The following is a 25,281-nucleotide window of genomic DNA, read 5'->3' as shown; positions in this document are numbered from 1 at the left end:
CGGCTTTACATCCCGATCGCGGTTTCCGCCTTCACGTACGGCAGGCCATGCGCCTCGGCCACCGGCTCGCAGGTCACCTTGCCTTCGCACACGTTGAGGCCGTTGCGCAGGTGCACGTCCTGCGCCAGCGCCTTCTTCCAGCCGTGGTTCGCCAGCGAGAGCGCGAAGGGCAGGGTGACGTTGTTGAGCGCGAAGGTGGAGGTGCGCGCCACGGCGCCCGGCATGTTGGCCACGCAGTAGTGCACCACGCCGTCCACCACGTAGGTCGGTTCGGCATGGGTGGTGGCGTGCGAGGTCTCCACGCAGCCGCCCTGGTCGATCGCGACGTCCACGATCACCGAGCCCGGCTTCATGGTCTTCAGCATGTCGCGGGTGACCAGCTTCGGCGCAGCGGCACCCGGGATCAGCACGGTGCCGATCAGCAGGTCGGCGCGGCGCACCAGCTCCTCGATCGCGGCGCGGGTGGAGAACACGGTGGAGATCGCGGTGCCGAACTGCGCGGCGAGGCGCTTCAGCGCGTCGGCCGAGCGGTCGACCACGGTGACCTTGGCGCCCATGCCCACGGCGATGGTCGCCGCGTGGGTGCCGGACACGCCGCCGCCCAGGATCACCACTTCCGCCGCCGGCACGCCGGGCACGCCGCCGAGCAGCACGCCGCGGCCGCCCTGGGCCTTCTCCAGCGAATGCGCGCCCACCTGCGGGGCGAGGCGGCCGGCCACTTCGGACATCGGCGTCAGCAGCGGCAGCGTGCCGTTCGCGGCGGTCACCGTTTCGTAGGCCACGCAGATCGCGCCGGAGTCGATCAGGTCCTTGGTCTGCTCCAGGTCGGGCGCGAGGTGCAGGTAGGTGAACAGGATCTGGCCCTTGCGGAGCTTCTTGCGCTCGACGGCCAGCGGCTCCTTCACCTTCACGATCATGTCGGCTTCGGCAAAGATCGGATCGGGGCCGTTCGCGATGGTGGCGCCGGCGGCGACGTAATCCGCATCGCTGATGCCCGCGCCCAGGCCGGCGCCGGTTTCCACCGTCACCTGGTGGCCGTTGTGCACCAGTTCCTGCACGGACGAGGGGATGAGGCCCACGCGATATTCGTGGTTCTTGATTTCTTTCGGCACACCGATGCGCATGGCGATGACTCTCTGGCTGGAGTGAAAGGCGGATCGGCGGAATGCCTGCCGACGGGGCGGCAGTATGACGACTGTGTTGCGCAATTACTCGCCAATTTAAGTGGCGTCATGGCTTCCATGTAGAATTTGTCACGTGGAAAATCCATGAGGATTGAAATTTCATGCAACATCCGGATCCCGCCCTCGACGAGCGCGACCGCGCCATCCTCAAACTGCTGCAGCAGGACGGCCGCCTGACCAACCTGGAGCTGGCCCAGCAGATCAATCTCTCGCCCTCGGCCTGCCTGCGCCGGGTGAAGCTGCTGGAGGAGCGCGGGCTGATCTCGCGCTACGTGATGCTGCTGGACGAAAAGGCCGTGGGCCTGCCGGGCACGGCCTTCGTGCTGGTGACCCTGGACCAGCAGGGCCGCACCGCGCTCGATGCCTTCGAAGCGGCGATCCAGCGCCACCCCGAAGTCACCGAATGCTGTCTGCTCGCCGGCGCGGCGGACTACATGGTGCGCGTGGCTTATGCCGATTCCGCCGACTTCGAGCGCATCCACACCGACATCCTCACCCAGCTTCCCGGCGTGGTGCGCGTGCAGTCCACGCTGGCCTTGCGCACGGTGAAGCGCACGACGGAGTTGCCGGTGTGACCGGCTGCAGGGCGGCTTGCCGATCTAGAGGTGGTACTCCACCCGCAGCATCGGCGTGCTGGCGACGTAGCCTTGCCCATCCGTGCCGATGCGGGTGTTGCCGAATTTGTTGCGCCAGTACTGGTATTCGAAACCGGCCAGCAAGGCGTGCGTGCGCGTGCCCAGCAGTTCGCCAGCATCGAACAGCAGGCGCATGTCGACATCGGTTTCGGGACCGGTGGGCAGGCCGATCTCGTTGCGGCCCTTGGCGGCGATGTAGTTGGCGTAGCCCGTGAACGACCAGTGCGCGCCCAGCGGGATGCCCCAGTCCATCGCCAGCATCGGGTGCGCCTTGTAGTAGTAGCGGCCCTGCACTTCGGAGATGGGCGGGTAGGGGCCGTGCGGCGCGTTGCTTTCCCAGGCCATCAGCACGGCGGTGTTGAAGTGGCCCGGCACGTTCCACATCAGGCTGGGGCCGAACACCAGCATGCGCTTGCGCGAGTTGTAGCCCACGTCGTGCTTCATGTTCCAGTCGAAGCCGGAGGTGAGGCCCAGCCCGCGCACGGGGCCGAAGCCGAGATTGCTGCCGGTGACCTTGCCCAGGTCCAGCGTGTAGCGGTAGGTGGCATAGGTTTCCACCGCGCCGTGGTTGCTGCCGGGCGAGGCGGGATCGCTGCGATCGGACTTCAGCACGTCGAGGTCGAAGAACTGGGTGCCGTAGCGGTAGCCGCTGACCCAGGTCAGCGAGAGGATGTTCTTGTGGATCTCATTGCTGTTGTACGGCTCGCGGAAGCGCTCGCCGCCGCTCCAGTCGATGGCCAGGTCGCTCCAGTCGGCGGCCCGGGCGGCGCCGACGGCGAGGGCGAGCATCAGGATGCAGCAGCGGGCGAGTCGACGGGCGGGCGATGGGCTCATGATTGTCCGGCGGCTGGATGCTGGGCATCGGATGGGTGTCGTCCCGCTATCGGCGGCCGCGCAGTCCGCTGAAGTTCCTGCGGCCTACCGCTTGACTCTGGACCTTGATCAAGGCTCTAGACTTGGCCGATGAACCCGCAAACCGCACCCCTCACCATCGGTACCGTCGCCAAGCGCGCCGGCGTGGCCATCGACACCATCCGCTACTACGAGCGCGAAGGCCTGCTGCCCGAGCCGCTGCGGCGGGCCTCCGGCTACCGCAGCTACGGCGAAGGCACCGTCGCCCAGTTGCGCTTCATCCGCCGCGCCAAGGAGATGGGTTTCACGCTGGAGGAAATCCGCGAGCTGCTGGCGCTGTCGGCGGATCGCCAGCGCGGCGTGAAGGCGGTGAAGAAGCGCGCCGAGCAGCGGCTGGCGGCGATCGAGCAACGCATCGCGGAATTGCAGCGCGTGCGCGACGGGCTGGCGCAACTGGTGTCCTCGTGCCCGGGCCATGGCAAGCCGGAGGAGTGCCCGATCCTGCGCGCGTTGAGCGACGAAGAGGTGCGCGCATGAACGGGAATGGCTGTACGTCGGCAGGCGAAGCGAGGGCCGCGGCGCGCGACCCGGTGTGCGGGATGACGGTCGATCCGGCCACGTCGAAGCATCGCAGCATGCATGACGGTGGCGAGGTGCATTTCTGCTGCGCCGGCTGCAAGGCGAAGTTCGATGCCGAGCCGGGACGCTATCTTGGCGGTGGGGTCGGCATGGCGGGCGGTTGTTGTCCGTCGCGGGTCGTGCCGTTGGCGTTGCATGTGCAGCCCTCTCCCCCGGCCCCTCTCCTCGCTCCCCAAAGCCGGCGCCATCCATGGCGCCTCTCCGCGTGCCCGCAGGCGGGAGAGGGGAGTCGTGCGGTGCTGGTGAAGGACCCGGTCTGCGGCATGACCGTGGATCCGCAAACCACTGCGCATCACGCCACGCACGATGGCCACGACTACCACTTCTGCGCCGCACGCTGCCGCGAGAAGTTCGAGGCCGATCCCGCGGCATATCTGGGCGAACGCAAACTCGTGTCGCCGGTGCAGGCGGGTGCCGTCTACACCTGTCCGATGCATCCCGAAGTGCAGCAGATCGGTCCCGGCGATTGCCCCAAGTGCGGCATGGCGCTGGAGCCGATGATGCCCATGCTGGACGGGGACGACGATGGCGAACTGCGTGCGATGGCGCGTCGCTTCTGGACCCTCTTTGCGTTGACCCTGCCGGTATTCCTGCTGGCGATGGGGCCGCACCTGTTCGGTTGGCATCCGCCGACGCCTGCGGACTGGATCGAAGCGCTGCTTTCCACCGTGGTGGTGCTGTGGGGCGGCGCACCGTTCTTCGCGCGCGGCTGGCGTTCGCTCAGGCCATGGTCGCCCAACATGTATACGCTGATCGCGCTGGGCACCGGCGTGGCATGGGCCTACAGCGCGGTGGCCTTGCTCGCGCCCGGCCTGTTCCCGGCGGGCATGCGCGACATGCACGGTCGCGTGGGCGTGTATTTCGAATCGGCGGCGGTGATCGTCGCCCTGGTGGCGCTGGGCGATTTCCTCGAATCGCGCGCACGCCGGCGCACCGGTGCGGCGCTCAAGGCGCTGCTCGGGCTGGCGCCGAAGACGGCGCGGCGCCTGGCCGCCGACGGCGGCGAATCCGACGTGCCGCTGGACGCGGTGCGCGTGGGCGACCTCCTGCGCGTGCGCCCCGGCGAGAAGGTGCCGGTGGACGGCGAGGTGATCGAGGGCGGCAGCCACGTGGACGAATCCATGCTCACCGGTGAGGCCATGCCGGTGGCGAAGGGTGCGGGCGACGCGCTGGCCGGCGGTACCCTGAACCGCGACGGCGCGTTGCTGATGCGCGCGGACAAGGTCGGCGGCGAGACCCTGCTGGCGCAGATCGTGGGCCTGGTCGCGCAGGCGCAGCGCAGCAAGGCGCCGCTGCAGCGCGTGGCCGACAAGGTGGCCGCGTGGTTCGTGCCTGGCGTGGTCGCGGTGGCCGTGCTGGTGTTTGTCGCATGGATGATTCTCGGGCCATCGCCGCCCTTCGCGCATGCGCTGGTCGCGGCGGTGTCGGTGCTGATCATCGCCTGTCCCTGCGCGCTGGGCCTGGCCACGCCGATCTCCATCATGGTGGCCAGCGGGCGCGGTGCGCAGCTTGGCGTGCTGTTCAGGGACGCCGCTGCCATCGAGGCGCTGCAGGGCATCGACACCCTGGCACTGGACAAGACCGGCACGCTCACCGAAGGCAGGCCCGCGCTCACCGAGGTGGTGGCGCTGACTGGCCTGCCGCGCGAACGGCTGCTGGCGCTGGTCGCCGCGCTGGAGCGTCCCAGCGAGCATCCGCTGGCACGCGCCATCGTGGCTGCGGCGGACAACGAAGGCGTGGCTGCCCTCGATGCGGCCGGATTCCATGCGCGCGCCGGCCGCGGCGTGGTCGCCACGGTGAATGGCGTCCGCGCGGCGCTGGGCAACGCGTCATTGCTCGGCGAACTCGGCATCGCGATCGACGCGCCGGCCAGCCGGCAGGCGGACGCGTTGCGCGGGCAGGGCGCCACGGTGATGCATCTCGCCGTGGACGGTTCGCTGCTCGCGCTGTTCGCGGTGGCGGACCGCATCAAGCCCGACGCGCCACGGATCGTGGCGGCGCTCAAGGCAGCCGGCTTGCGTGTCGTGATGCTCACCGGCGACAACGCCGCCACCGCGCAGGTCGTGGCGCGGGAACTGGCTATCGGCGAAGTGTATGCGGAGGTTTCGCCGGCGGGCAAGGCGGCGGCGGTGAACGCCATGCGTGCGCAAGGCCGCAAGGTGGCGATGGCCGGCGACGGCGTCAACGACGCGCCCGCGCTGGCGGCCGCCGACGTCGGTATCGCGATGGGCAACGGCAGCGACGTGGCGATGGAGAGCGCGCAGGTGACCCTGGTAAAGGGCGACCTGGCCGCGATCCTGCGTGCCCGCATGCTGTCGCGCGCCACCGTGCGCAACATCCGCCAGAACCTGTTCTTCGCCTTCGCCTACAACGGCATCGGCGTGCCGCTGGCGGCCGGCCTGCTGTATCCGGTGTGTGGCATCACGCTGTCGCCGATGATCGCGGCGCTGGCGATGAGCCTGAGTTCGGTGTCCGTGGTGGGCAATGCGTTGAGGTTGCGCCGCAGGGCGCTGTGACGGTTGTCACCGGCGATGCTTGACGGACGGTTCTGCCGCGCGGCGAGCCGGCCGAGGAGTATTTCCCCCGCACCCAATCATGGGTCGAAGGAGATGCCTCATGAACACGATTGCCCCGATCCGCGCAGCCATAGACCGTCTTGCGCCGCTGCTGCTGGCGTTGTTTTCAAGCGCGCTCATCATGTCCATTCTTGTCTGGTCGCTGCATGGATTCATGCATCCGCTGGCTTGAGAGCCAGCCCGGCGCGTGCACGGTTCTGCATTTGCGCTCTTGGCCGTCGCCTTCCCGGTCGAGGAGGCAACCGCATGGTGCGGAGATGCCGGGCAGACTCTAAGCTTCGCGCACTCTTTCCATATGCGAAGCAAAGCATGCCACGCTCCCTTGCCGAATGGCTGGCCTACCAGGAACACGTCAACCAGCGCAGCATCGAGCTGGGCCTGGATCGCGTGTGCAGCGTGTGGCGGCGGATGGGGGCTCCGGCGCCGGCACGCCGCACGGTCATCGTCGGCGGCACCAACGGCAAGGGCTCCACCGTGGCCCTGCTGGAGGCGATGACGCAGGGTGCGGGCTTGCGCACCGGCGCGTTCACTTCGCCGCACCTGCTGACCTACAACGAGCGCGTGCGCATCGATGGCGCGGACGTGGACGATGCCGCGCTGGTCGCCAGCTTCGAGCGCATCGAAGCGGCGCGCGGCGACACGCCGCTGACCTACTTCGAATACGGCACGCTGGCGGCATTGGATCTCTTCGCGCGCGCGAAGCTCGACGTGGCGATCCTCGAAGTCGGCCTCGGCGGCCGCCTCGATGCGGTGAACATCGTCGACGCCGACGTGGCCGTGGTCACCACGGTGGATCTCGACCACATGGACTGGCTGGGCCCGGACCGCGACAGCATTGGCCGCGAGAAGGCCGGCATCGCGCGCGCCGGTCGTCCGGCCATCGTGGGCGAGCACGAGCCGCCGCAAGGCCTGCTCGATGCGCTGGCTTCCATCGGCGCGGACGTCGAGCGCGCCGGCGTGGACTTCGGCGCGGAACGGCTGGCGGACAGCTGGTGCTGGCGGCACCGCGACGGCACCGCGATGGAGCTGCCGTTGCCCGCGCTGGCGGCGCCGGTGCAGATCGCCAATGCCGCCGCGGCCATCGCCGCACTGCATAGGCTGTGGACGGCGGGCGACTTGCCGGCGCCGCAGCAAGCCTATGCCGCGGTTTGCCATGGCCTGCGCCATGCGCGGGTGGCGGCGCGCCTGCAATCGCTGGGCGGTGACCCGGCGCTGATCGTGGACGTGGGCCACAACCCGCAGGCCGCGCGCGCGCTGGCGGCATGGCTGGATGCGCAACCGCACGCGCGCACCCATGCGGTGTATGGCGCACTGGCGGACAAGGACGTGGCCGGCGTGGTCGCCGCGCTCGGCACGCGCATCGCCGACTGGCATCTCGCCGGACTGGATGGCGCCACCGCGCGCGGACTGGCGGCGGATGCCCTGGTGGACGTCCTGCAGCGGGTCCTGCCGCAGGCGGACTTCGACCGCCACGCCGACGTGACGGAAGCGCTGGCAGCTGCACGCGCCGCGGCAAGGCCGGGCGAACGCATCCTCGCGTTCGGTTCGTTCTTCGTGGCCGCGGTGGTGATGGCTGAACGCAGCGGGTGAAGGCGGGCGATGCGCGGGGCGGGGCAGGTATAATCGCCGGATCGCGGGCCGCGCCGGCCGTCTCGGAGCGAACTCTTGAAAACACGTCTGCTGGGGGCCTGCGTACTGGTGGCCCTGCTTGTCATCTTCGTGCCGATGTTTTTCTCCAGCAATCCGTCGCCGGCCTCGGCGGGCGACCAGGCGGTGAGCCTGGCGATCCCGCCCGCGCAGGACAGCAACCTGCAGACCCGTACCATGAGCCTCGCGCCGGGCGCGCCGGCCGCTTCCGGCACGGTGGCGCCAGCGGCCAGCGTCGCCAGCGTTGCCGCGACAGCTACCGCCCAGGCGCCGGCAAGCGGCGACCAGCTTGCTTCGGTGAACATTGCCTCGAACCGTCCCGCCGACGTGGGCACCGATGCCGCGGCGCCCAAGGCGCCGCCGGGCGGGCCGACGATGGGTTCCGGTGCCTCGCCGTCGCAGCCGGTGATCCCGCTGCAGGGCGGTGCTTCCAGTGCGACCAGGACTGCGGTGGCGGCCGGTGCCGTGGCGGTGGGCGCGGCCGCGGTGGCGGCTGCAACGCATGCTTCATCGCCGGCCCAGGCCGCTGCGCCCGCCACGGCCATGCCGGCAACGGCGTCGCCGGCGGCTGCCGCGGCGACGGACCACGCGCTCTACGTGCTCAATCTCAGCGCCTACGCCAACGCGGACAGCGTGGACCGGCTGGTGCGCCGCGTGCGCGGCTTCGGCTACCCGGTGCTCACCCGCGTCATCACGCAGGCGGGCAAGCAGCTCACCCTGGTGACCGCCGGCCCGTTCGACTCGCGCACCAGCGCCGAGGCGGCGCGGCTGAAGATCACCCAGACCATCCCCGGCGTGCCGGCGAAGCTGGTGGAAGGCCTGGGCCACGCCGATTCCAACATCGCTTCCACGCCGGTGGCGACGACCACCGCGGCTCGCGCCGCCCCGGCGGCTACCCCGGTGACGGCGCCCCCTGCCGCTGCCGCGCCGCCCCGGGCCGGCGGCTATGCCGTGCAGCTGGCCGCGATGGGCAACCAGGGCGACGCCAATGCCTTGCGCGACAAGTTGCGCGCCGGCGGTTTCGACGGCTACGTGGACACCGTCAGCGTGAACGGCAAGCAGCTGTGGCGCGTGCGCGCCGGCCCGCAGACGCAGCGCGCCGATGCCGAACGCGTGCGCGACCAGATCCAGGCGAAGCTGGGCGTCGGCGGCAACGTGGTCCGCGTGCCTTGAGCCGGGTACCGTCCCGGGCCTGCCCATGAACTGGATCGACCTCGCCATCCTCTGCGTGCTGGGCCTGTCGGTGCTGATCGGCCTGTTCCGCGGCCTGGTATCCGAAGTGCTGGCGCTGGCGATCTGGATCGCCGCGTTCTGGATCGCATGGCTGTTCGGGCCGGCGGTGTCCGCGCACCTGGGGGCGATCACCCTGCCCATGTTGCGCGTGGCCGCCGGGTACGCCGCGTGCTTCGTGCTGGTGCTGGTGCTGGGGGCGATCCTGCGCTTCTTCGTGCAGCGGCTGCTGGTGAGCACCGGCCTGTCGGGCACGGACCGCCTGCTCGGCATGCTGTTCGGACTCGCCCGCGGTGCGCTGATCGTGTGCGTGCTGGTGTTCCTGTGCCAGCTCACCGGCTTCACCCGCGAGCCGGTGTGGCGGCAGTCGGCACTGTTGCCGCCGTTCCAGAGCGCCACCATCTGGCTGGGCCAGCAGGTGCCGCCCGGCGTGCGCCAGCACCTCAATGCCGCGGCTGCGTCGAATGCGTTGCGCGACCACCTGGACCCGGCGACGGTGTCGAGCACCTTGCGCGGACAGCTGGGGTCGCCGGAACTGTCGAACGCCTTGCACGGGCACCTGGACCCGGCGGCCTTGCCACCGGCATTGCGCAGCCAGCTGCCCGCCACCATATCCACGCCGGCTGCGGTGCCCGCGCCGGCCACCTCCGTTCTCCCTTCGAACAACCCCTAGCAGGCCATCCATCATGTGCGGAATCATCGGCATCGTCGGTACCACCGAAGTGGCATCGGCGCTTTATGACGGCCTGACGGTGCTGCAGCACCGCGGCCAGGATGCGGCCGGCATCGCCACGGTGGACGGTGCGCGCCTGCGCCTGCACAAGGGCAACGGCCTGGTGCGCGACGTGTTCAACCAGGCGTCGATGAGCCGCCTGCGCGGCCGCATCGGCATCGGCCACTGCCGCTACCCCACCGCGGGTTCGGAAGGCGCCGAGGAGGCGCAGCCGTTCTACGTCAACTCGCCCTACGGCATCGCCATCGCGCACAACGGCAACCTGGTGAACACCGAAGCGCTGCGCAAGGAAATGTTCGAGGACGACCGCCGCCACATCAACACGGATTCCGATTCCGAGGTGCTGCTCAACGTGCTCGCGCACGAGCTGCAGATCCAGGAGCGGATGGCGCTGACCCCCGACCACATCTTCAAGGCCGTGGCCGGCGTGCACGCGCGTGCCCGTGGCGGTTATGCCTGCATCGCGCTGCTGCTCGGCTACGGCCTGCTGGCGTTCCGCGACCCCAACGGCATCCGCCCGCTGGTGCTGGGCGAGCGGATCACCGCCGAGGGCCGCGAGTACGCGGTGGCGTCGGAATCGGTGGCGCTGGACGTGCTGGGCTTCAAGCGCCTGCGCGACGTGGCGCCAGGCGAGGCGGTGTTCATCACCGACGATGGCCAGCTGCACACGCGCCACTGCGCCGACGGCGCCACGCACGCGCCGTGCATCTTCGAATACGTCTACCTCGCGCGCCCCGATTCGATGATCGAGAACGTGTCCGTGTACAAGGCGCGCCTGCGCATGGGCCAGAAGCTGGCCGAGAAGATCCTGCGCGAGCGGCCCGACCACGGCATCGACGCGGTGATCCCGATCCCCGACACCGCGCGTACCGCCGCCAGCGCGCTGGCCGAGGCGCTGGGCGTGCCGTTCCGCGAGGGCTTCGTCAAGAACCGCTACGTCGGCCGCACCTTCATCATGCCGGGGCAGGGCGACCGCGTGAAATCCGTGCGCCGCAAGCTCAACCCGGTGGAGCTGGAGTTCCGCAAGAAGAACGTGCTGCTGGTGGACGACTCCATCGTGCGCGGCACCACCTCGAAGCAGATCATCCAGATGGCGCGCGACGCCGGCGCGAAGAACGTGTACTTCGCCTCCGCCGCGCCGCCGGTGCGGTACCCCAACGTGTACGGTATCGACATGCCCTCGGCCACCGAGCTGGTCGCCGCCGGCAAGACCGAACACGAAGTGCAGCAACTGCTGGGCGCCGACTGGCTGATCTACCAGGACCTCAAGGACCTGGTGTGGGCGGTGCAGGATGGCAACGAGTCGCTGGAGCACTTCGACTCCTCCTGCTTCAACGGCGAATACATCACCGGCCTCGATCGTCACTACCTCGAGCAGATCGAGATGTTGCGCTCCGACGACGCCAAGGCCGCGCGCCGCAGCGCGTGATGCCCGGTGTGCTCAGCGCGTGTTGTGGCCGATGTGCCACAGCACGCCGCTGGGATCGACCAGATGGAAGTCGCGCATGCCCCATTCGCGGTCGCCGGGCTCGCTCATGCGCACGCCATGCGCGGCGTACCTGCCCAAGATGTCCTCTCCGGTCAGCCGCCGGTGCCAGCCATCCGCATCGTCCACCAGCAGGTGCATCATGAAATTGTCGGCGTGCGCCTGCTGGTAGAACTGCTGCAGCAGGAAGCTGCAGCTGCCAAGCGCGAAGTAGGCGATGCCCTTGAACTCCGACTTTTCCTCGAAGCCGACATCGACGTAGAAACGTCGCGACACCTCGTAGTCGCGGGCGGGTACAAAGGCCTTGATTTCGATCGCGTCGAGTCCGGTCATGGTCGATTCCTTGCGAGGGACTGCGATCGACTATGCATGCCGCGCGTGACAGCGGCAATTCGGCCGGTTACCCGGCGGGTTCTACACTGCGTGCCATGAGCGATCTGCACCAAGCCGCCAGGCGCTGCCTCGATGCCAGCGACCCGGCCGAGAAACTGCGCCTCACCCGCGAAACCTGGCAGGCCCTGCTGGCCGGCGACCTGCAGCCGGATGACGCGGCACCGGCACCTGAATCCATCGGCGCACCCGGTCGCCCCGCCAGGCCGCAACTCGTCAGCGCCCGCCAGGTGCCGCAGCGTGGCCTCGGCAGCGCTGAAGGCCGCGCCGCACTGGTGCATGCGGTGGCGCACATCGAGTTCAACGCGATCAACCTGGCCTGGGATGCGGTGTACCGCTTCCGCGGCATGCCCGACGCCTACTATCGCGATTGGGCCAGCTGCGCCCACGATGAGGCGCGCCATTTTGCGCTGCTGTCCGCGCGACTGGCCGAGCTGGATCACGTCTACGGCGACTTCGACGCCCACAACGGCCTGTGGGAAATGGCCGAGAAAACCGCGCATGCCGACACCGCGCGCATGGCCCTGGTGCCGCGGGTGCTGGAGGCGCGCGGGCTGGACGTGACGCCCGGCATGATCGAGCGCCTGCGCCACGCTGGCGATGAACGCACCATTGCCGTGCTGGAAGTGATCCTGCGCGAGGAAGTCGCCCACGTGGCTGCCGGAACGCGCTGGTACCGCTGGTGCTGCGAGCGCGACGGCATCGATCCCTTCGATACATTTTTCGATTTGCTGCGCGACTACCTCGGCGTCAGCCTGCGCGGCCCGTTCAACCGCCCGGCGCGACTGGAGGCCGGCTTCGTCGAAGCCGAACTGGATCGGTTGGCGGCGCTGGCCGTCGCGGATCGAAAGCCTGATCCGCGGACACCGGATGCTCACCTTGCTGAACGCTAGCGACGCACTGGTTTGACAGGGCCATCCTCGCTCGCGAGGATGGGGACGCGCTGCATAGACGGCGCTCCCTCCGCGACGGCCCTGGCTATTTCGTCGTCAGCATCTTTCGGTGCTCCGGCCTGATGCAATCCCCCTGCTGACATGTTCGCCGTCGCGCTCCCATTCCCCCGAGGAGGAGACGACATGAAACAAGCCATGCATTTCATTTTTCCGGCCATGTTGATGGCTTTCGGCAGCGCACATGCGCAGCAGATGGCCCCCGCGCCGCAAAGCCCGCAGCCGCGGCCTTCGCAGCAGGAGCCACCACCTTCGCCGCAGCAATCGCAGCAAGAGCAGACGGCGATTTCGGCAGCCCAGATGAAAAGCTGCGGCGGCGTGGCCAACAAGGCGATCACGGCCATGAACAAGGGGGATTTCGACGGTGCGAAGCAGGCGTTCGATCCCAAGCTCTCGCCGACGACCGACAAGCTGCAGCAGGCCTGGGGCTCGCTGACCAAGCAGTACGGCAACGCCAAGTCGATCGGCGACGCTGGCAAGGGACAGATGATGCAGGGCGACGTCGTCGTGCTGGTCCCCATGCAATTCGAGAAGGGGCAGGTGGGCGCAGAGGCCGCCTGCAGCCCGGCCGGGCAACTGGTGATGCTGCGTTTCGGCCTCATGCCGAACGATGCGGCTTCCAAGTCCTGAGACGGCGCCTTGCGTGGCACGATCGGTTCACGCGAGGCACCATGACGCAGGAAAAGCCGCCAGGGATGGCGGCTTTTCCGTTCCCGGAACCAGCGGATTCTGGAGTTTGAACCTGGCCGGGGTATTTCAATACGCCGAAGCGGGCCATTACCTCGCCAGCAGTTTGTGCGAAGTGCGGCCCATGACCGACTGGCATTGCATTGCAATTCGAGCTTCCTGTCATCACAAGAATTTGCTGTAGGCGCAAATTATTGCAAGACGAACCAGGTACGGTTGGCTATTGCCCCATCCTGCTGCCGATGTGAAAGTGCGCACGTGGTCGGTCCGGATTTGTGCGAAGACGTTGGGGGCGTCTAGGCCGTGATCTCACTCGACACCTTTTCGGAGTTGTTGCAGGTCTTGTATTCGGCACCATTGGAACAGGAACAGTGGCAACGTTTCCTGACGCTGCTTTGTGGCTACACCGGATCAAGCAGTGGTGCCTTTATCTCCGCCAACGACCATCTGCGGTTGTCAGCCCTGGCTGCAGGGGGGGCTTTTCTTGATCAACCGTGGGTCGAGTCATACAACGAGGAATATGCGCAAACGGATCCTTTCAGAGGCGCCGCAGCGCGTCAGGCGCGCGTACACAATCCGGCAGGCGTGTACAGCGAAAACGACCTCCTGCCGAACGATGGCCTGCTGCAGACGCCGTTCTATCGCGAGCTGCTGACCAAGGCCAATTTGCGATATGGCGCGTTCACTGTCCTGGCCATGTCCGTGCGTCGTCTTGACGTGTTCAGCCTCTGGCGCACTCCCGACGAGGGGCCGGTGGACAGCGACTCCCGGCGCTTGCTTGAACTTCTGCTGCCCCATGTCCAGACGGCGCTGGAGATGCACCGGCGACTGAAGGTTGCCGGGCAGCAGCGGGCCGGTGCCGAAATTCTGGCAGACACCAATCCGGCCGCCATCTTCATATTGACTGCCGATGGCACCGTGCGCCATTGCAATGCTGCAGCCGAATCGCTGGCGCGGGTCGGCGACGGCTTGATGGTGAGGCAGGGTCGCCTCGTACCGGGCAAGGCGTCGTCATCACATGAACTGGAACGATTGATTGGTAGCGCCGCCATGGTCTGCAGCACGGCTGTTCTCCCGCCGTCGTCGCATGCGCTGTTGCTGCACCGCGCTTCCGGCAAGCGTCCCCTGCAGGTGGTGGCATCTCCCCTGCCCGAAGACCAGCGGGTGGATTCAGGCGGAGAAGTACTGCTGGTCGCCACCGACCCCGAGGCCATTACCACCTTTCCCGATGACCTGTTGCGCCAGTTCTATGGACTGACAGCCGCCGAGATCGAAGTGGCCAACGGGCTGCTGCTGGGATATGCCGTCGAGGAGATCGCCTGCCTGCGGCGCGTGTCCGCCGGCACCGTACGGCAGCAGATCAAGAGCATGCTGGCGAAGACCGATACCCGCCGGCAGGCCGACATGGTGCGACTCTTCATGCGCCTGCCGCAGACCAATGCGTCGTCCGTACTCGATGCGTAGACGCATATGCCGTTTGGTAATTGAGCTCCTCGAAAGCATATCCGGGGGTAGGTCATGATCTCCATGGATGCGTTTTCAGAACTGCTGCAGATTCTGTATTCGGCGCCGCTTCAACAAGAGCAATGGCAGCGATTTCTTGGACTAGTAAGCAATTACACGCGATCCAGCACCGGCTTCTTCATTTCCACCGATGATCGATTGCAGCCAGCCGTTCTGGCGGAGGGTGGGCAATCGCAGGGAAAGTTGGTATCGACCTATAACCAGGCGTATGCGCAAAGCGACCCTTTCAGGGGAGCCATAATCCGGTACGCGCGCACCCGCAATCCGGTCGGTGTTTATACAGAAGATGACCTGCTGCCGGACGATGGCTTGCTGCAGACGCCGATCTATCGCGATTTGCTGGTGCCCGCCAATCTTCGTCATGCCGCCATCACCATATTGGCGTTATCGGTGCGCTGCCTGGACGCGATCAGTCTGTGGCGCACTCCCGATGAGGGGCCGGTCGATGCCGGATCCAGGGGCCTGCTTGAGTTGTTGATTCCGCATGTCCAAATCGCCCTGGAGGTGAATCGCCGGATCAGAGCTTCGGAGCAGGGCCTTGCAGGTGCCGAAGTCATGGCCGATGCCTGTCCGACGGCAACGTTCGTGCTCACTGCGGACGGTACGATCCGGCAATGCAATGCAGCGGCGGAATCCTTGCTCAGGGCAGGCGATGGACTTCGTTCGAAACATGGCCAACTGGCTGCTGACGATTTGCATGCGGAACGGGCTTTGGAAAAGCTTCTGTCCGATGTGGGGACAAGCTTTCTACCTCCCGGACGGGAACCATGCTGTGTCCTGTCGATGCAGCGAGGCAGTGGCAAGCGGCCATTGCAGCTGATCGCCACGCCGCTTCCGGATGATCGGCGCCAGCGCACCGGCGGTGAAGTACTGCTTCTGGCTACCGATCCGGTTGCGCCTGCACATTTTTACGATGATTTATTGCGTGCACTGTACGATTTCACGCCTGCCGAGATTGAGGTCGCCAACGGTTTGCTGATGGGCTATTCCGCACAGGAGATCGCCTGCCTGCGGCGTGTAGCGATTGGTACCGTCCGCCAACAGATCAAGAGCATGCTTGCCAAGACGGGAACCTGTCGCCAGAGCGATATGGTGAGGCTTTTCATGACCTTGCCAAGGACGACTGTGCCGATCTCGTCATGAGGCATAGCCGTGTATACCATTTGGTAGTTGTCTTCCCGTGGACCAATCTTTTTAAGATTGGGGCAGGGCGATCCGCCAGATTGTTTCTCTATTTTTCTGGTTGTGAACGGGGGGCACATGATCCGGATTCTTTTTCTTACTCTGTGTGCCGTCTTGGCAATCGTGTGCCAATCCGTACATGCACAGTCTGCTTCCGCTTGCCCGGCTGATGCTCCCGCCCCGGGTACGACGGGGCCCTGCGGTTACAATTCGAGTAGCACATCGAATGCCACTTCGAGAGCGCAGGCATTGCAGAATGCGAGGCAGGCGGCTTTGGCAGCCCAGGCTGCGGCGATCCAGAACAACCTGCAAAACGAGAATCAGGTTTTGAACAACGCGGCCAACGCGTTGATCAATGTCCTCCAGCAGCGGAATGCGGCCAGCTACAACAACGCGTCCGACAGCCATGCGGATGATTCGGACGATGATGACAACAGCGGTACGGCAGCGGCTCCCGAGCCCGATCCTGCGCCGGCTCCACCGCCGGCAGCCACCTACACCGCGCCGGATGACCAGCCGAGCACGGCCGCAGCGGTAAGCAACCTGCTGGGCGATGAAGGCACGCCAAGCCAGCAGCCTGCGGAACAACCTGCATCGGCGACTGACCAAGCCGCCACGGCCAGTGCCGTCTCCAGCCTGATCGGCAATGCTGGAACGCCACCTCCGGCGAGCCCATCCGCTCCTGCCAACAATGCCCCGGCCGGCTGGCTGATTGATCCGGGCAAGGCGGATTCCTCGGCCTCGGCGTTCCCCAGCGATCCGGCGAACCTACCGGAGCCTGCCGATCCCTCCGTGGCGTCAGACATGAATGATACGGCTGATGTCCCGGACGTTTCGGCCGCCACCTTGGCCGATTACATGCAGCCGGGCATCGACGGGGCGATCCAAATCAAGGACGAGCTGAGCACCCTTGTACAGGCTTCCGGGCAGACTATCGTCAACTGGATCGCCAACACGACAGATGACCCGGCCATGCAATGGCTGGGAGTCCACGGATGGAATGGCAGTTTGACGACGGCGCCCTTGCCGACCGCCAGCGACAGCCCGGAGGCGGCCGCCAACATGACTTTCCAACAAGGCGGCTTGTCGGTTCTCGGTGCCATCAAGGGCGTTGCGGGAATCGTCACCGCAGGCCCAATCGGCATGGCCTACGGTGCCCGTACCTATTATTTATCGGGGGTGAGCCTGGTCAACAGCATCAGCAACCAATTGGATCTCGCTAATCAGGACATCCTAGGCAACCCGCAAAACCAGCAAAACAATCAGGCGCAGTGACCAACGCCATGAAAGGTCAACGCCCCTCCCGCCTCCATCGCCAGTCCCGCCGACTGTTGTTCGCCAGCATGTTGGGCCTGGCCTGCCATGCACAAGCCGGGACGCCACCGGCTACCCCAAAGCCACAGTCGCCGCGGGATCACGCCAAGCTGGTCGTGCTGCAAACCGAAGCGGCATTCATCCTCAAGCACGATCACGCCAAGGCGCGGGATGGCTTTCTCCAGGCCACCCGGATAGACCCGGCCTATGCTCCGGCATGGTTCGACATCGCTGTGATGGACGAAGGCGACAAGAACTGGGCAAAAGCCGGCTACTACTTCAAGCACTACCTTTCCCTGAACCCCACCGGCCCGGACGCCGACCGCGCGCGTGCGCAATTGACGCTGCTTGCCAAATACCAGGACGGTGCCATCACGCCGGCCATGCAGCGCAGTGCCACCTATGACACCGCCATCCAGCGCGCCCGTGTCTTCCTCGCCCATGGGTATTACCGCGAGGCCATCCTGGAGGCGTCCCGCGCCCTGTCGGTGGATCAAACCCGCTGGGAAGCCTATGCCGTCGTGTCCCTCTGCATGGCAAAACAGGGGAAGTCGGCCGAGGCAGCCAAATTCCGCGATATGGCCATTAGCCGGGCGCCAACCGGGAAACGGGAAAAGCTGCAAGCTGTCCTTTCGCAGGCTGGGCGCCCATTGGCATCCCAGGAAGACAAATGCATGTATCAGCGTGTCCTGTATTTTGATGCTGGGAAGTTTGACATCAAGCCGGAATTCCAGTCGCTCGTCGCCTGCCATGCCCGCTATCTGAAAGAGCATCCGGAAGCCAGGATCCGATTGATCGGCAATACCGACGAGCGCGAATTGAGCGATGACCTTGGTGAACGTCGCGGCAACTCCGTATCCAGTGCCATCCAGGCTGACGGCGGTTCGGCGAATCAGCTGAGCGTCGTTTCTTCCGGCCAGAAGAATTCGATATGCAAAGAGCATGACGAAAGCTGCTGGAGCAGAAATCGTCGCGTTGAGATTGTCTACACGGCAATGTGACGTTGCCAATTAATGGATGGGTGTTGTCACAGTTCAGGGGTGCTCTGATCAATTGGCTTCTTGCTCTTTATTCTTGCGAAAGAAGTGATCTAGCGCCTCCGTATTCAACGGCTTGCGGGTATTGGATTTCGGTCTTTGCCTGGGTGATGAGGAAAATCAGAGCATCTTTAGTGACTAAGGTGCAACGTCAAGGGGGGCGTGTAATGAAATGGCGCTATATGTTTGTAACGTTTTCCATTTCTCTTATGGTGCTGCAGGCGGTGGCCAATGCCCAAGGAATAAATATTTCTGGTGATTACAATGCATTGATCCAGCGCGGTAATGACGAATTGCGAGCTGGGGACAACGCTCAAGCGCTGAACTTGGCGGCGCAGGCAATGCGATTAGACAGTAATCGTTGGGAGGCTTATGTGATCGTTGGTGGCGCCATGAAAAACACGCATGAGTGCAATACAGCCATTGATGAATTTGCTGAGGCAATACGGTTGGCGCCTGCGAGCAAGAGGGCGGGTTTGACAAACCTAAGGAACCAGTGCCTTCAACAAGTGTCGGCTTCTGGCGGTGCCTCGGCAACGAGCTATAACCAGGCGCGGAGTGAACAGGCGGCATCGGTCGCCAAGGAACGTGCAGACCTGGAGCAGGAGATTCAAGATGTACAGGACAAGATCGAGAATCTTCAGGATGATGCTGATCAACAGAATTCGTTTGCAGAACAAGATGATGAACAAGCTGAGAATCTTCAGTCCAGCGGCAACAATTGCTCCGGTGCTGCCGCTGCTGCCTGCAATGCCATAGGGCAATTCGGCGTATCCAAGTTTCAGAGCAAGGCCAGGGACGAGAGGCGGCAGGCAAATTCAGATCGGGAAGAGATCAGGCATCTTCAAAACAGGCTCTCTGAAATGAATGCGCGACTGAGTTCTATGTCGGCGGGTAACTAAGGAGCATCTGATTTCGCTCGTCGCCCCAAGGAACGACGAGCAAGAGGTCGCACAGAGGGTAGCCGCGCCTCCTTCCGAAAACGTGGCCCCCGAAGATAGACAACGGTTGGTCGCACAACCGGTCGTCGTTCCTGATTCCTTCTTTTCATTCGGAAGGCGACAAGACAGGAGCGAGCTTTGCTGCCCATTTCACTTACTACTTACGGCGCGTATGGGCAGCAGCACGTGTCGCACATTCAGACCTTCCCTAAGGGAGTAACCATGGGCGTGTTCAAACATCACCTCATCCTCGTCTCTGCTTTCCTGGTCGCTGGATGTGCCACTATGGGTCCGCCTATGGAAACGCAGGATGACTTTCGCGCCATGGCGCCCGATGTCGTTCTACAGCTGGTTCAGCCCGGTAGTCGCCAGTTAGTTTACGACTCGGAAGAGTCGCATGGCTGGGACGAAAAGTATTGCCTTGAGAACAATACCTGTGTCGCCGCCCATGATGACAAGGCGTCGACAGTGGTGATTGGGCAACCCGATTGGTCGCTGCATATTAGTTTGATGAAACAGCTGCTTATTGGTTGTGCCAATGACGCTGATACGTCAAATTCTGATTTGAAGCATTATTTGCCCAACAGTGCAATGGCGGGTGGTTTCGGCTACTGCGCGTTGCTTGCTGAAAGTTTTGCTGATGCTGGCAACTTGCAGGCAGCGAGAGCAATCATTTTTCACGCTCCGGGGTGCAAAAGTGTAGATCAGGCTGGCAATCATCTCTTCAAATGTAATATCACTAGAGTAACGGGTTTTGGTGGCGTCTTGGTAGCAAATGTTTTTTCTGATGATGAATTGTATTCCTTGGCAAGGGATGCTTTGTTGTACGATCCATCGGACGAGTGGGCTGCGAATTTTCTGATTAGTCGCGGCGTGCACATCAATATGAGCGACGTCATGGCGCTTGCCAAGGAAAATGATGAAGCGAATCGGGAGGCCGTAAGAGGCTACCTCAATCAGATTCACCAACAAGACGAAGAACATCAAGCTCGCTTTGATGCGATAATAGGTGCACTCCGCGATGCCGGAGGCGGCAGTCCCACGGCTATTCTGGATGAAGGGAACCGACAGGCGGCAGCAATTCGAGCCATAGGTAATGCAAATGCAGGGCGCACCACACCCCTTTCGCCACCAAATCTTGCGACACAAGTACAGGGTGCTTTGGCTTCCGTCACTCCTGTCGCTGCAAATGAAAGTGCGGCCACATCCGAAGCATCCGTGGCCCAGAGTGGCACGGCGACGTCGGTATCACAGTTAAATTTTCTTTCTCCCTTGCCTGCAAGCTGCGTGCATTCCTACCCGGACCAACAGTATTACAATTGGCTATCCTTGCAGAATACCTGTGGTCAAGCTATCTATGTGACATATATATTCCGGAAGCCTACGGGCTGGGCCATGAGCGGCGGTATGACATTGGCGCCTGGTGCTCATCAGAACACGGGTGATTCTGCCGCTGATGTGAACAATGCAGGAGGTATGCTTCTCTACGTCTGCCCAGCCAATTCCATTCCTGTTGATGGTAATGGTCATGTGTTCACCACAAACGTTTCTCAGTACAAATGCGAGTCGCAGGGATAGGTTGAACAATAGCCTTATGAGGTGTCTAAATCGTAAGTGAGATTTCGATGCGTGACTGGTTCCTGGTGATGGGCGTGTGTTTTTTTTGTCGTGTAGATCCAAAAAATCTAACCCGCAATCCGACGAGGAGACATATCATGGCAACTCATGCAGAGGTTATGTCGCAAGAGCTTAGTGCAATTAACTCTACCAAAGATTTTTGCGCGCAGTGGCAGAATAAATGGAGGCCAGTAATAGTCGCTGCTCAACCCTTGCTGCCAGCTCCTGCAAGCCAAATCTTGGGTTTTTTGATTGATATAGCTGACGCTTTCTGTAAGGCTGGCTGATGGCAATAGAGATTAGATTACCATGCTAAAGCGTAAGCTCCTCCTTCATTGATTACGGAGCATTGGCTTGCATTGGCGATGACGAACAAGTGAATGATTTTGGCTACTAGAAATAGGATTGCGATATGGCGGTGCGGTAGGTTCATACATGGCACGACGCCGTAGCCCTCTCCGCCATGCGCGGGCTAAGCGAGACACGTTCAGGACAGTCGGATACGAAAAAGGCCCGCCTTGAAGGCGGGCCTTTCATCGTCAAGCAACGCAAGTGCTTGATTACTGGTCGGGGAGACAGGATTTGAACCTGCGACTTCTACGTCCCGAACGTAGCGCTCTACCAGGCTGAGCTACACCCCGTGGGAGCCGCGTATCTTAGTGGCGACGACGGGGCTTGGCAACAGGTGCCGCCGCCATCCCGGCGGACCGCGGAGGCCGTGGGGCCATCTGTTAATCTTGGCGGCTGTCGCCACGTGGCGATTCCATCCCCGCCCACAGAGGTTTCCATGGCGCTTACCCAGGCCCGCACCATGCCCGGCGTGCTCGAGCTGCTGCCGCTCGACCAGATCGCGTTCCAGCGCATGCTCGACACCATCCGCCGCAATTACGAGCGCTTCGGTTTCCTGCCGGTGGAAACGCCGGTGATCGAGTACGCCGACGTGCTGCTCACCAAGACCGGCGGCGAGACCGAGCGGCAGGTGTACTTCGTGCAGTCGACCGGCGCGCTGGAGCAGGGCGAGAAGCCCGACCTGGCGCTGCGCTTCGACCTCACCGTGCCGCTGGCGCGCTACGTGGCCGAGCACGAGCGCGAGCTGAGCTTCCCGTTCCGACGCTACCAGATGCAGCGCGTATACCGCGGCGAGCGCGCGCAGCGCGGCCGCTTCCGCGAGTTCTACCAGTGCGACATCGACGTGATCGGCAAGGACAGCCTGTCGGTGCGTTACGACGCCGAGCTGCCGGCGGTGATCTACAGCGTGTTCCGCGAGCTGGACATCGGCGCGTTCACCATCCAGATCAACAACCGCAAGCTGATCCGCGGCTTCTACGAAAGCCTGGGCATCGTCGATGGCGAGATGCAGACGCTGGTGCTGCGCGAAGTGGACAAGCTCGACAAGCGCGGCGCGGATTACCTGCGTGACACCCTCACCGGCCCGCAATTCGGCCTGGGCGCGGAAACGGCGCAGAAGATCCTCGACTTCTCGCAGGGGCGTTCGACCTCGCTGCAGGATGCGTTCGACAAGCTCGACGCGCTGGGTTCGGGCAGCGAGGCGCTGGAACAGGGCCGCGCGGAGCTGAAGGAGGTGCTGGGCCTGATCCACGCCTTCGGCGTGCCGGAATCGCACTTCGTGCTGAACTTCTCCATCGCGCGCGGACTGGACTACTACACCGGCACCGTCTACGAGACCACGCTCAACGAGCATCCGCAGATCGGCTCGATCTGCTCGGGCGGGCGCTACGAGAACCTCGCCGGCCAGTACACCAAGTCGCACCTGCCGGGCGTGGGCATCTCCATCGGCCTCAGTCGCCTGTACTGGCAGCTGCGCGAGGCCGGCCTGGTCGGCACCGCGCAGAGCACGGTGGACGTGCTGGTCACGCAGATGGACGAGGCGCAGTTGCCCGCCTACCTCGCGCTGGCCGGCGAGCTGCGCGGCGCCGGCATCGCCACCGAGGTGGTGCTGGAAGGCGGCAAGCTGGGCAAGCAGTTCAAGTACGCCGACCGCGCCGGCATCCGTTTCGCCGTGGTGCTGGGCGAGGACGAGCTGGCCAAGGGCGTGGTCACGGTGAAGGACTTGCGCCGCGGCGACCAGTTCGAGGTGGCGCGCGGCGAGCTGGTCAAGACGCTGCGGGTGGAATTGGAGCAAGCGGCGGCGATGGGTTGAGGTCGCATTTTTACGAAAGAACGGCTGAGTGAATCCCTCTCCCATCGGGAGAGGGTGGCGATAGCCGGGTGAGGGTTCGGTCGAAGCGCAATGTTGCGGCAAGTCCGAACCCTCACCCCCGGCCCCTCCCCCGATGGGAGAAAGCACATAGGACGAGACGGTAGTGGACAAGATTATTCTCGACGGTAGTAGCCTCACCCGGGCGCAGCTGGTGGCGGTGGCGCGCGAGGGCGCGAAGGTCGCGCTGGATGCGAAGCAGCTGGAGCGCGTGCAGCGCGCGGCGGATTTCCTCGCCGACAAGGTCAATTGCGGCGAGCCGACCTATGGCGTCACCACCGGCTTCGGCAGCAACGCCGACAAGCTGCTGGGCGCGCACCGCGTGCGCGACGAGTTGCCGGGCAGCCGCACCGAGGTGCCGAAAGGCACGCTGCTGGAGGAGCTGCAGCACAACCTGATCACCACCCACGCGGTGTGCGTGGGCAAGCCGTTCGGCGCGGACGTGGTGCGCGCGATGCTCGTCATCCGCATCAACACCCTGATGCGCGGCCACTCGGGTATTCGCGTGCAGACGCTGGAAGCGCTCACCGCGATGCTCAATGCGGGCGTGGTGCCGGTGGTGCCGGAGAAGGGTTCGGTGGGCGCCAGCGGCGACCTCGCGCCGCTTTCGCACCTGGCCATCGTGCTGCTGGGCGGCGGCGAGGCGTTCTACGGAGGCGAGCGTCTGCCGGGCGGCGAGGCGCTGAAGCGCGCGGGCCTGGATCCCGTGCGCCTGTCGTTCAAGGAAGGCCTGGCGCTCAACAACGGCACCGCGCAGATGCTGGCCACCGGCACGCTGGCGCTGCATGACCTGGAGCGCCTGCTCGACGCCGCTGATCTCGCCGCGGGGATGACGCTGGACGCCTTCGCCGGCCGCAGCGGCGCGCTGCGACCCGAAGTGCACGAGCTGCGCCCGCATCCGGGGCAGGTGGCGGTGGCCGCGCACGTGCGCGAAGTGCTGCAGGGTTCGACCCTGCTCGACATTCCCTATCACCTCGTGCCGCGCTTCAAGCCGTGGACGGTCGAATCGTGGAGCGAGCCGGACGACCAGGCGCTCAGCTTCGACATCGGCTGGGACTGGGTGCCGGCCAACCAGCGCCACGGCCGCGAGGCGTTCTACGCGCGCTTCCTGCCGTTCAAGGGCGGCAAGAAGCACCAGCCGCAGGACGCCTATTGCCTGCGCTGCATGCCGCAGGTGCATGGCGCGGTGCGCGACGCGTGGGCGCAGGCCTGCCGCGTGTTCGACATCGAACTGAACGCGGTCACCGACAACCCGCTGATCTTCCCCGATGCCGAGGGCGCGCGCTTCATCGAGGAGCAGGTGATCTCCGCCGGCCACTTCCACGGCATGCCGCTGGCGCTGGCGATGAGCTACGTGAAGGCGGCGATCCCGGTGCTGGCCTCGATCTCGGAGCGCCGCCTCAACAAGCTGGTCGACCCGGCCACCAACGACGGCCTGCCGGCCTTCCTCAGCGGCAACGAGGACGGCACCGATTCCGGCTTCATGATCGTGCAGTACACCGCCGCGGCGCTGGTCAACGACCTCGCCACGCGCGCGCATCCGGCCAGCGTGTATTCGGTGCCGACCAGCGCCAACGCCGAGGACCACGTCTCGATGGGCGCCAACGAGGCGCGCCACGTGCTGGAGATGATCGAAGACCTGAGCCACGTGATCGCGCTGGAGCTGTACACCGCGGCGCAGGCGCTGGATTACCGCCAGGAAATGCTCAACGCCGCGCGTCGCCTCGCGCAGCGCGGTGGCTGGCAGGCGCTGGCGGCGAAGGTGTCGAATGCACCGCGCGAAGGCCAGCCGCACCACGAGCAGTTCGTCGCCGAGGCGCGCCAGCTGGCCGAGGCGCTGGCCGCCAGCAGCGATTTCCACGCCGGCAATGACGTGCGCCGCGCCCACGCCACGCTGCGCAAGAGCATCGCCTTCCTGCATCGCGACCGCGCGCTGGACGGCGACGTGCGCACCATCTGCGAACTCGTGCGCCAGGGTGCTTTCCATCCTGCCCACGCCGCCTGAACTTGGAGTACGACATGAGCCTGATCCAGACCCCGGTGTCCTACGGCGAGCTGATCGACAAGATCACCATCCTCGAGATCAAGTCGCAGCGCATCGGCGATCCCGCCAAGCTGGCCAACGTGCGCACCGAGCTCGACCTGCTCAACGCCACGTGGGAAGCGCACCCCGCCTCGAAGGTCGATATCCGCGCCGAGCGCGCGCGCCTGCTCGCGGTGAACGAGGCGCTGTGGGTGATCGAGGACGACATCCGCCTCAAGGAAAAGGCGCAGGCCTTCGACGCCGAGTTCGTCGAGCTGGCGCGTTCGGTGTATTTCAGGAACGACGAGCGCGCGGCAGTGAAGCGCGAGATCAACGTGAAGCTCGGCTCGCAGCTGGTCGAAGAGAAGTCCTACCAGGATTACCGCGCCGTTTGATGTGTCGTTCCCTCTCCCTTT

The 25,281-nt window shown here is 64.8% G+C and carries 22 protein-coding genes and 1 tRNA gene; 19 read left to right on the top strand and 4 right to left on the bottom strand.

Translation table 11 applies throughout. The features are described 5' to 3' along the window. Positions 1-5: 5 nt before the first annotated feature. Complete coding sequence (ald, locus tag IHE47_RS14535; protein WP_192107045.1) at positions 6-1,124, bottom strand: alanine dehydrogenase; 1,119 nt, start codon at positions 1,122-1,124, stop codon at positions 6-8. A gap of 161 nt (positions 1,125-1,285) precedes the next feature. On the opposite strand from ald, the gene IHE47_RS14530 reads away from it, so the two are divergent. Next, the gene (locus tag IHE47_RS14530; protein WP_192107043.1) at positions 1,286-1,759 is read left to right on the top strand and encodes an Lrp/AsnC family transcriptional regulator; all 474 of its coding nucleotides are present in this window, start codon (positions 1,286-1,288) and stop codon (positions 1,757-1,759) included. 24 nt (positions 1,760-1,783) lie between these two features. Here the strand turns inward: IHE47_RS14530 and IHE47_RS14525 are convergent, their stop codons facing one another. Beyond that, positions 1,784-2,653, bottom strand: coding sequence for an outer envelope protein (locus IHE47_RS14525; RefSeq protein WP_192107041.1), 870 nt, complete (start codon positions 2,651-2,653; stop codon positions 1,784-1,786). A gap of 129 nt (positions 2,654-2,782) precedes the next feature. Between IHE47_RS14525 and IHE47_RS14520 the strand changes: the two genes are divergently transcribed. From IHE47_RS14520 to purF, 7 genes are all read left to right on the top strand, one after another. After that, entirely contained in the window at positions 2,783-3,208 is a 426-nt protein-coding gene (locus IHE47_RS14520; protein WP_192107039.1) for a MerR family DNA-binding protein, read from the top strand. Then, positions 3,205-5,826, top strand: a complete 2,622-nt coding sequence (locus IHE47_RS14515; RefSeq protein ID WP_192107037.1) for a heavy metal translocating P-type ATPase — start codon at positions 3,205-3,207, stop codon at positions 5,824-5,826. The genes IHE47_RS14520 and IHE47_RS14515 overlap by 4 nt, the downstream gene beginning before the upstream one ends. 100 nt (positions 5,827-5,926) lie before the next feature. Then, positions 5,927-6,058, top strand: a complete 132-nt coding sequence (locus tag IHE47_RS17915) for a hypothetical protein (RefSeq protein ID WP_255523503.1) — start codon at positions 5,927-5,929, stop codon at positions 6,056-6,058. Between the two features lie 137 nt (positions 6,059-6,195). Next, on the top strand, positions 6,196-7,476 hold the full coding sequence (folC, locus tag IHE47_RS14510) for a bifunctional tetrahydrofolate synthase/dihydrofolate synthase (RefSeq protein ID WP_192107035.1): 1,281 nt from the start codon (positions 6,196-6,198) through the stop codon (positions 7,474-7,476). Between the two features lie 75 nt (positions 7,477-7,551). Then, complete coding sequence (locus tag IHE47_RS14505; RefSeq protein ID WP_192107033.1) at positions 7,552-8,706, top strand: SPOR domain-containing protein; 1,155 nt, start codon at positions 7,552-7,554, stop codon at positions 8,704-8,706. Positions 8,707-8,731: 25 nt separating this feature from the next. After that, complete coding sequence (locus IHE47_RS14500) at positions 8,732-9,436, top strand: CvpA family protein (RefSeq protein ID WP_192107031.1); 705 nt, start codon at positions 8,732-8,734, stop codon at positions 9,434-9,436. Positions 9,437-9,449: 13 nt separating this feature from the next. Beyond that, entirely contained in the window at positions 9,450-10,925 is a 1,476-nt protein-coding gene (gene purF / locus IHE47_RS14495) for an amidophosphoribosyltransferase (protein WP_192107030.1), read from the top strand. A gap of 12 nt (positions 10,926-10,937) precedes the next feature. Here the strand turns inward: purF and IHE47_RS14490 are convergent, their stop codons facing one another. Next, complete coding sequence (locus IHE47_RS14490) at positions 10,938-11,315, bottom strand: VOC family protein (protein WP_192107028.1); 378 nt, start codon at positions 11,313-11,315, stop codon at positions 10,938-10,940. A 95-nt stretch (positions 11,316-11,410) separates the two neighbouring features. Between IHE47_RS14490 and IHE47_RS14485 the strand changes: the two genes are divergently transcribed. The 8 genes from IHE47_RS14485 (at position 11,411) to IHE47_RS14450 (ending at position 20,585) form a co-directional block, all read left to right on the top strand. After that, complete coding sequence (locus IHE47_RS14485) at positions 11,411-12,265, top strand: ferritin-like domain-containing protein (RefSeq protein ID WP_192107026.1); 855 nt, start codon at positions 11,411-11,413, stop codon at positions 12,263-12,265. A 183-nt stretch (positions 12,266-12,448) separates the two neighbouring features. After that, positions 12,449-12,952 (top strand): DUF3887 domain-containing protein, encoded by a 504-nt coding sequence (locus IHE47_RS14480; protein ID WP_192107024.1) that lies wholly within the window; start codon positions 12,449-12,451, stop codon positions 12,950-12,952. 360 nt (positions 12,953-13,312) lie between these two features. Beyond that, positions 13,313-14,473 (top strand): helix-turn-helix transcriptional regulator, encoded by a 1,161-nt coding sequence (locus IHE47_RS14475; RefSeq protein WP_192107022.1) that lies wholly within the window; start codon positions 13,313-13,315, stop codon positions 14,471-14,473. A 54-nt stretch (positions 14,474-14,527) separates the two neighbouring features. Beyond that, positions 14,528-15,676, top strand: coding sequence for a hypothetical protein (locus IHE47_RS14470; RefSeq protein WP_192107020.1), 1,149 nt, complete (start codon positions 14,528-14,530; stop codon positions 15,674-15,676). A 312-nt stretch (positions 15,677-15,988) separates the two neighbouring features. Further along, on the top strand, positions 15,989-16,990 hold the full coding sequence (locus IHE47_RS14465; RefSeq protein ID WP_192107018.1) for a hypothetical protein: 1,002 nt from the start codon (positions 15,989-15,991) through the stop codon (positions 16,988-16,990). A 572-nt stretch (positions 16,991-17,562) separates the two neighbouring features. After that, positions 17,563-18,030, top strand: coding sequence for an OmpA family protein (locus IHE47_RS14460; RefSeq protein WP_192107226.1), 468 nt, complete (start codon positions 17,563-17,565; stop codon positions 18,028-18,030). 203 nt (positions 18,031-18,233) lie between these two features. Beyond that, positions 18,234-18,968, top strand: a complete 735-nt coding sequence (locus tag IHE47_RS14455) for a hypothetical protein (RefSeq protein ID WP_192107015.1) — start codon at positions 18,234-18,236, stop codon at positions 18,966-18,968. A gap of 261 nt (positions 18,969-19,229) precedes the next feature. After that, entirely contained in the window at positions 19,230-20,585 is a 1,356-nt protein-coding gene (locus IHE47_RS14450; protein ID WP_192107013.1) for a hypothetical protein, read from the top strand. Positions 20,586-21,188: 603 nt separating this feature from the next. On the opposite strand, the gene IHE47_RS14445 is transcribed toward IHE47_RS14450, so the two are convergent. Then, positions 21,189-21,265: transfer RNA gene (locus IHE47_RS14445), tRNA-Pro, on the bottom strand. A 146-nt stretch (positions 21,266-21,411) separates the two neighbouring features. Here IHE47_RS14445 and hisS point away from each other — a divergent pair. The 3 genes from hisS (at position 21,412) to IHE47_RS14430 (ending at position 25,260) form a co-directional block, all read left to right on the top strand. Further along, the gene (gene hisS, locus IHE47_RS14440) at positions 21,412-22,785 is read left to right on the top strand and encodes a histidine--tRNA ligase (RefSeq protein WP_192107011.1); all 1,374 of its coding nucleotides are present in this window, start codon (positions 21,412-21,414) and stop codon (positions 22,783-22,785) included. 163 nt (positions 22,786-22,948) lie between these two features. Further along, a complete protein-coding gene (locus IHE47_RS14435; protein ID WP_192107009.1) occupies positions 22,949-24,847 on the top strand; it encodes an aromatic amino acid ammonia-lyase in 1,899 nt (632 codons plus the stop codon). Positions 24,848-24,861: 14 nt separating this feature from the next. After that, entirely contained in the window at positions 24,862-25,260 is a 399-nt protein-coding gene (locus IHE47_RS14430) for a DUF6165 family protein (protein WP_192107007.1), read from the top strand. Positions 25,261-25,281: the final 21 nt, after the last annotated feature.

This window comes from Rhodanobacter sp. DHB23 (assembly GCF_014842975.1).
In the GTDB taxonomy this organism is placed as follows: Bacteria; Pseudomonadota; Gammaproteobacteria; order Xanthomonadales; family Rhodanobacteraceae; genus Rhodanobacter_A.
Note: the sequence above shows the minus strand (reverse complement) of the source record. Positions and strands in the feature narration are given on the sequence as shown.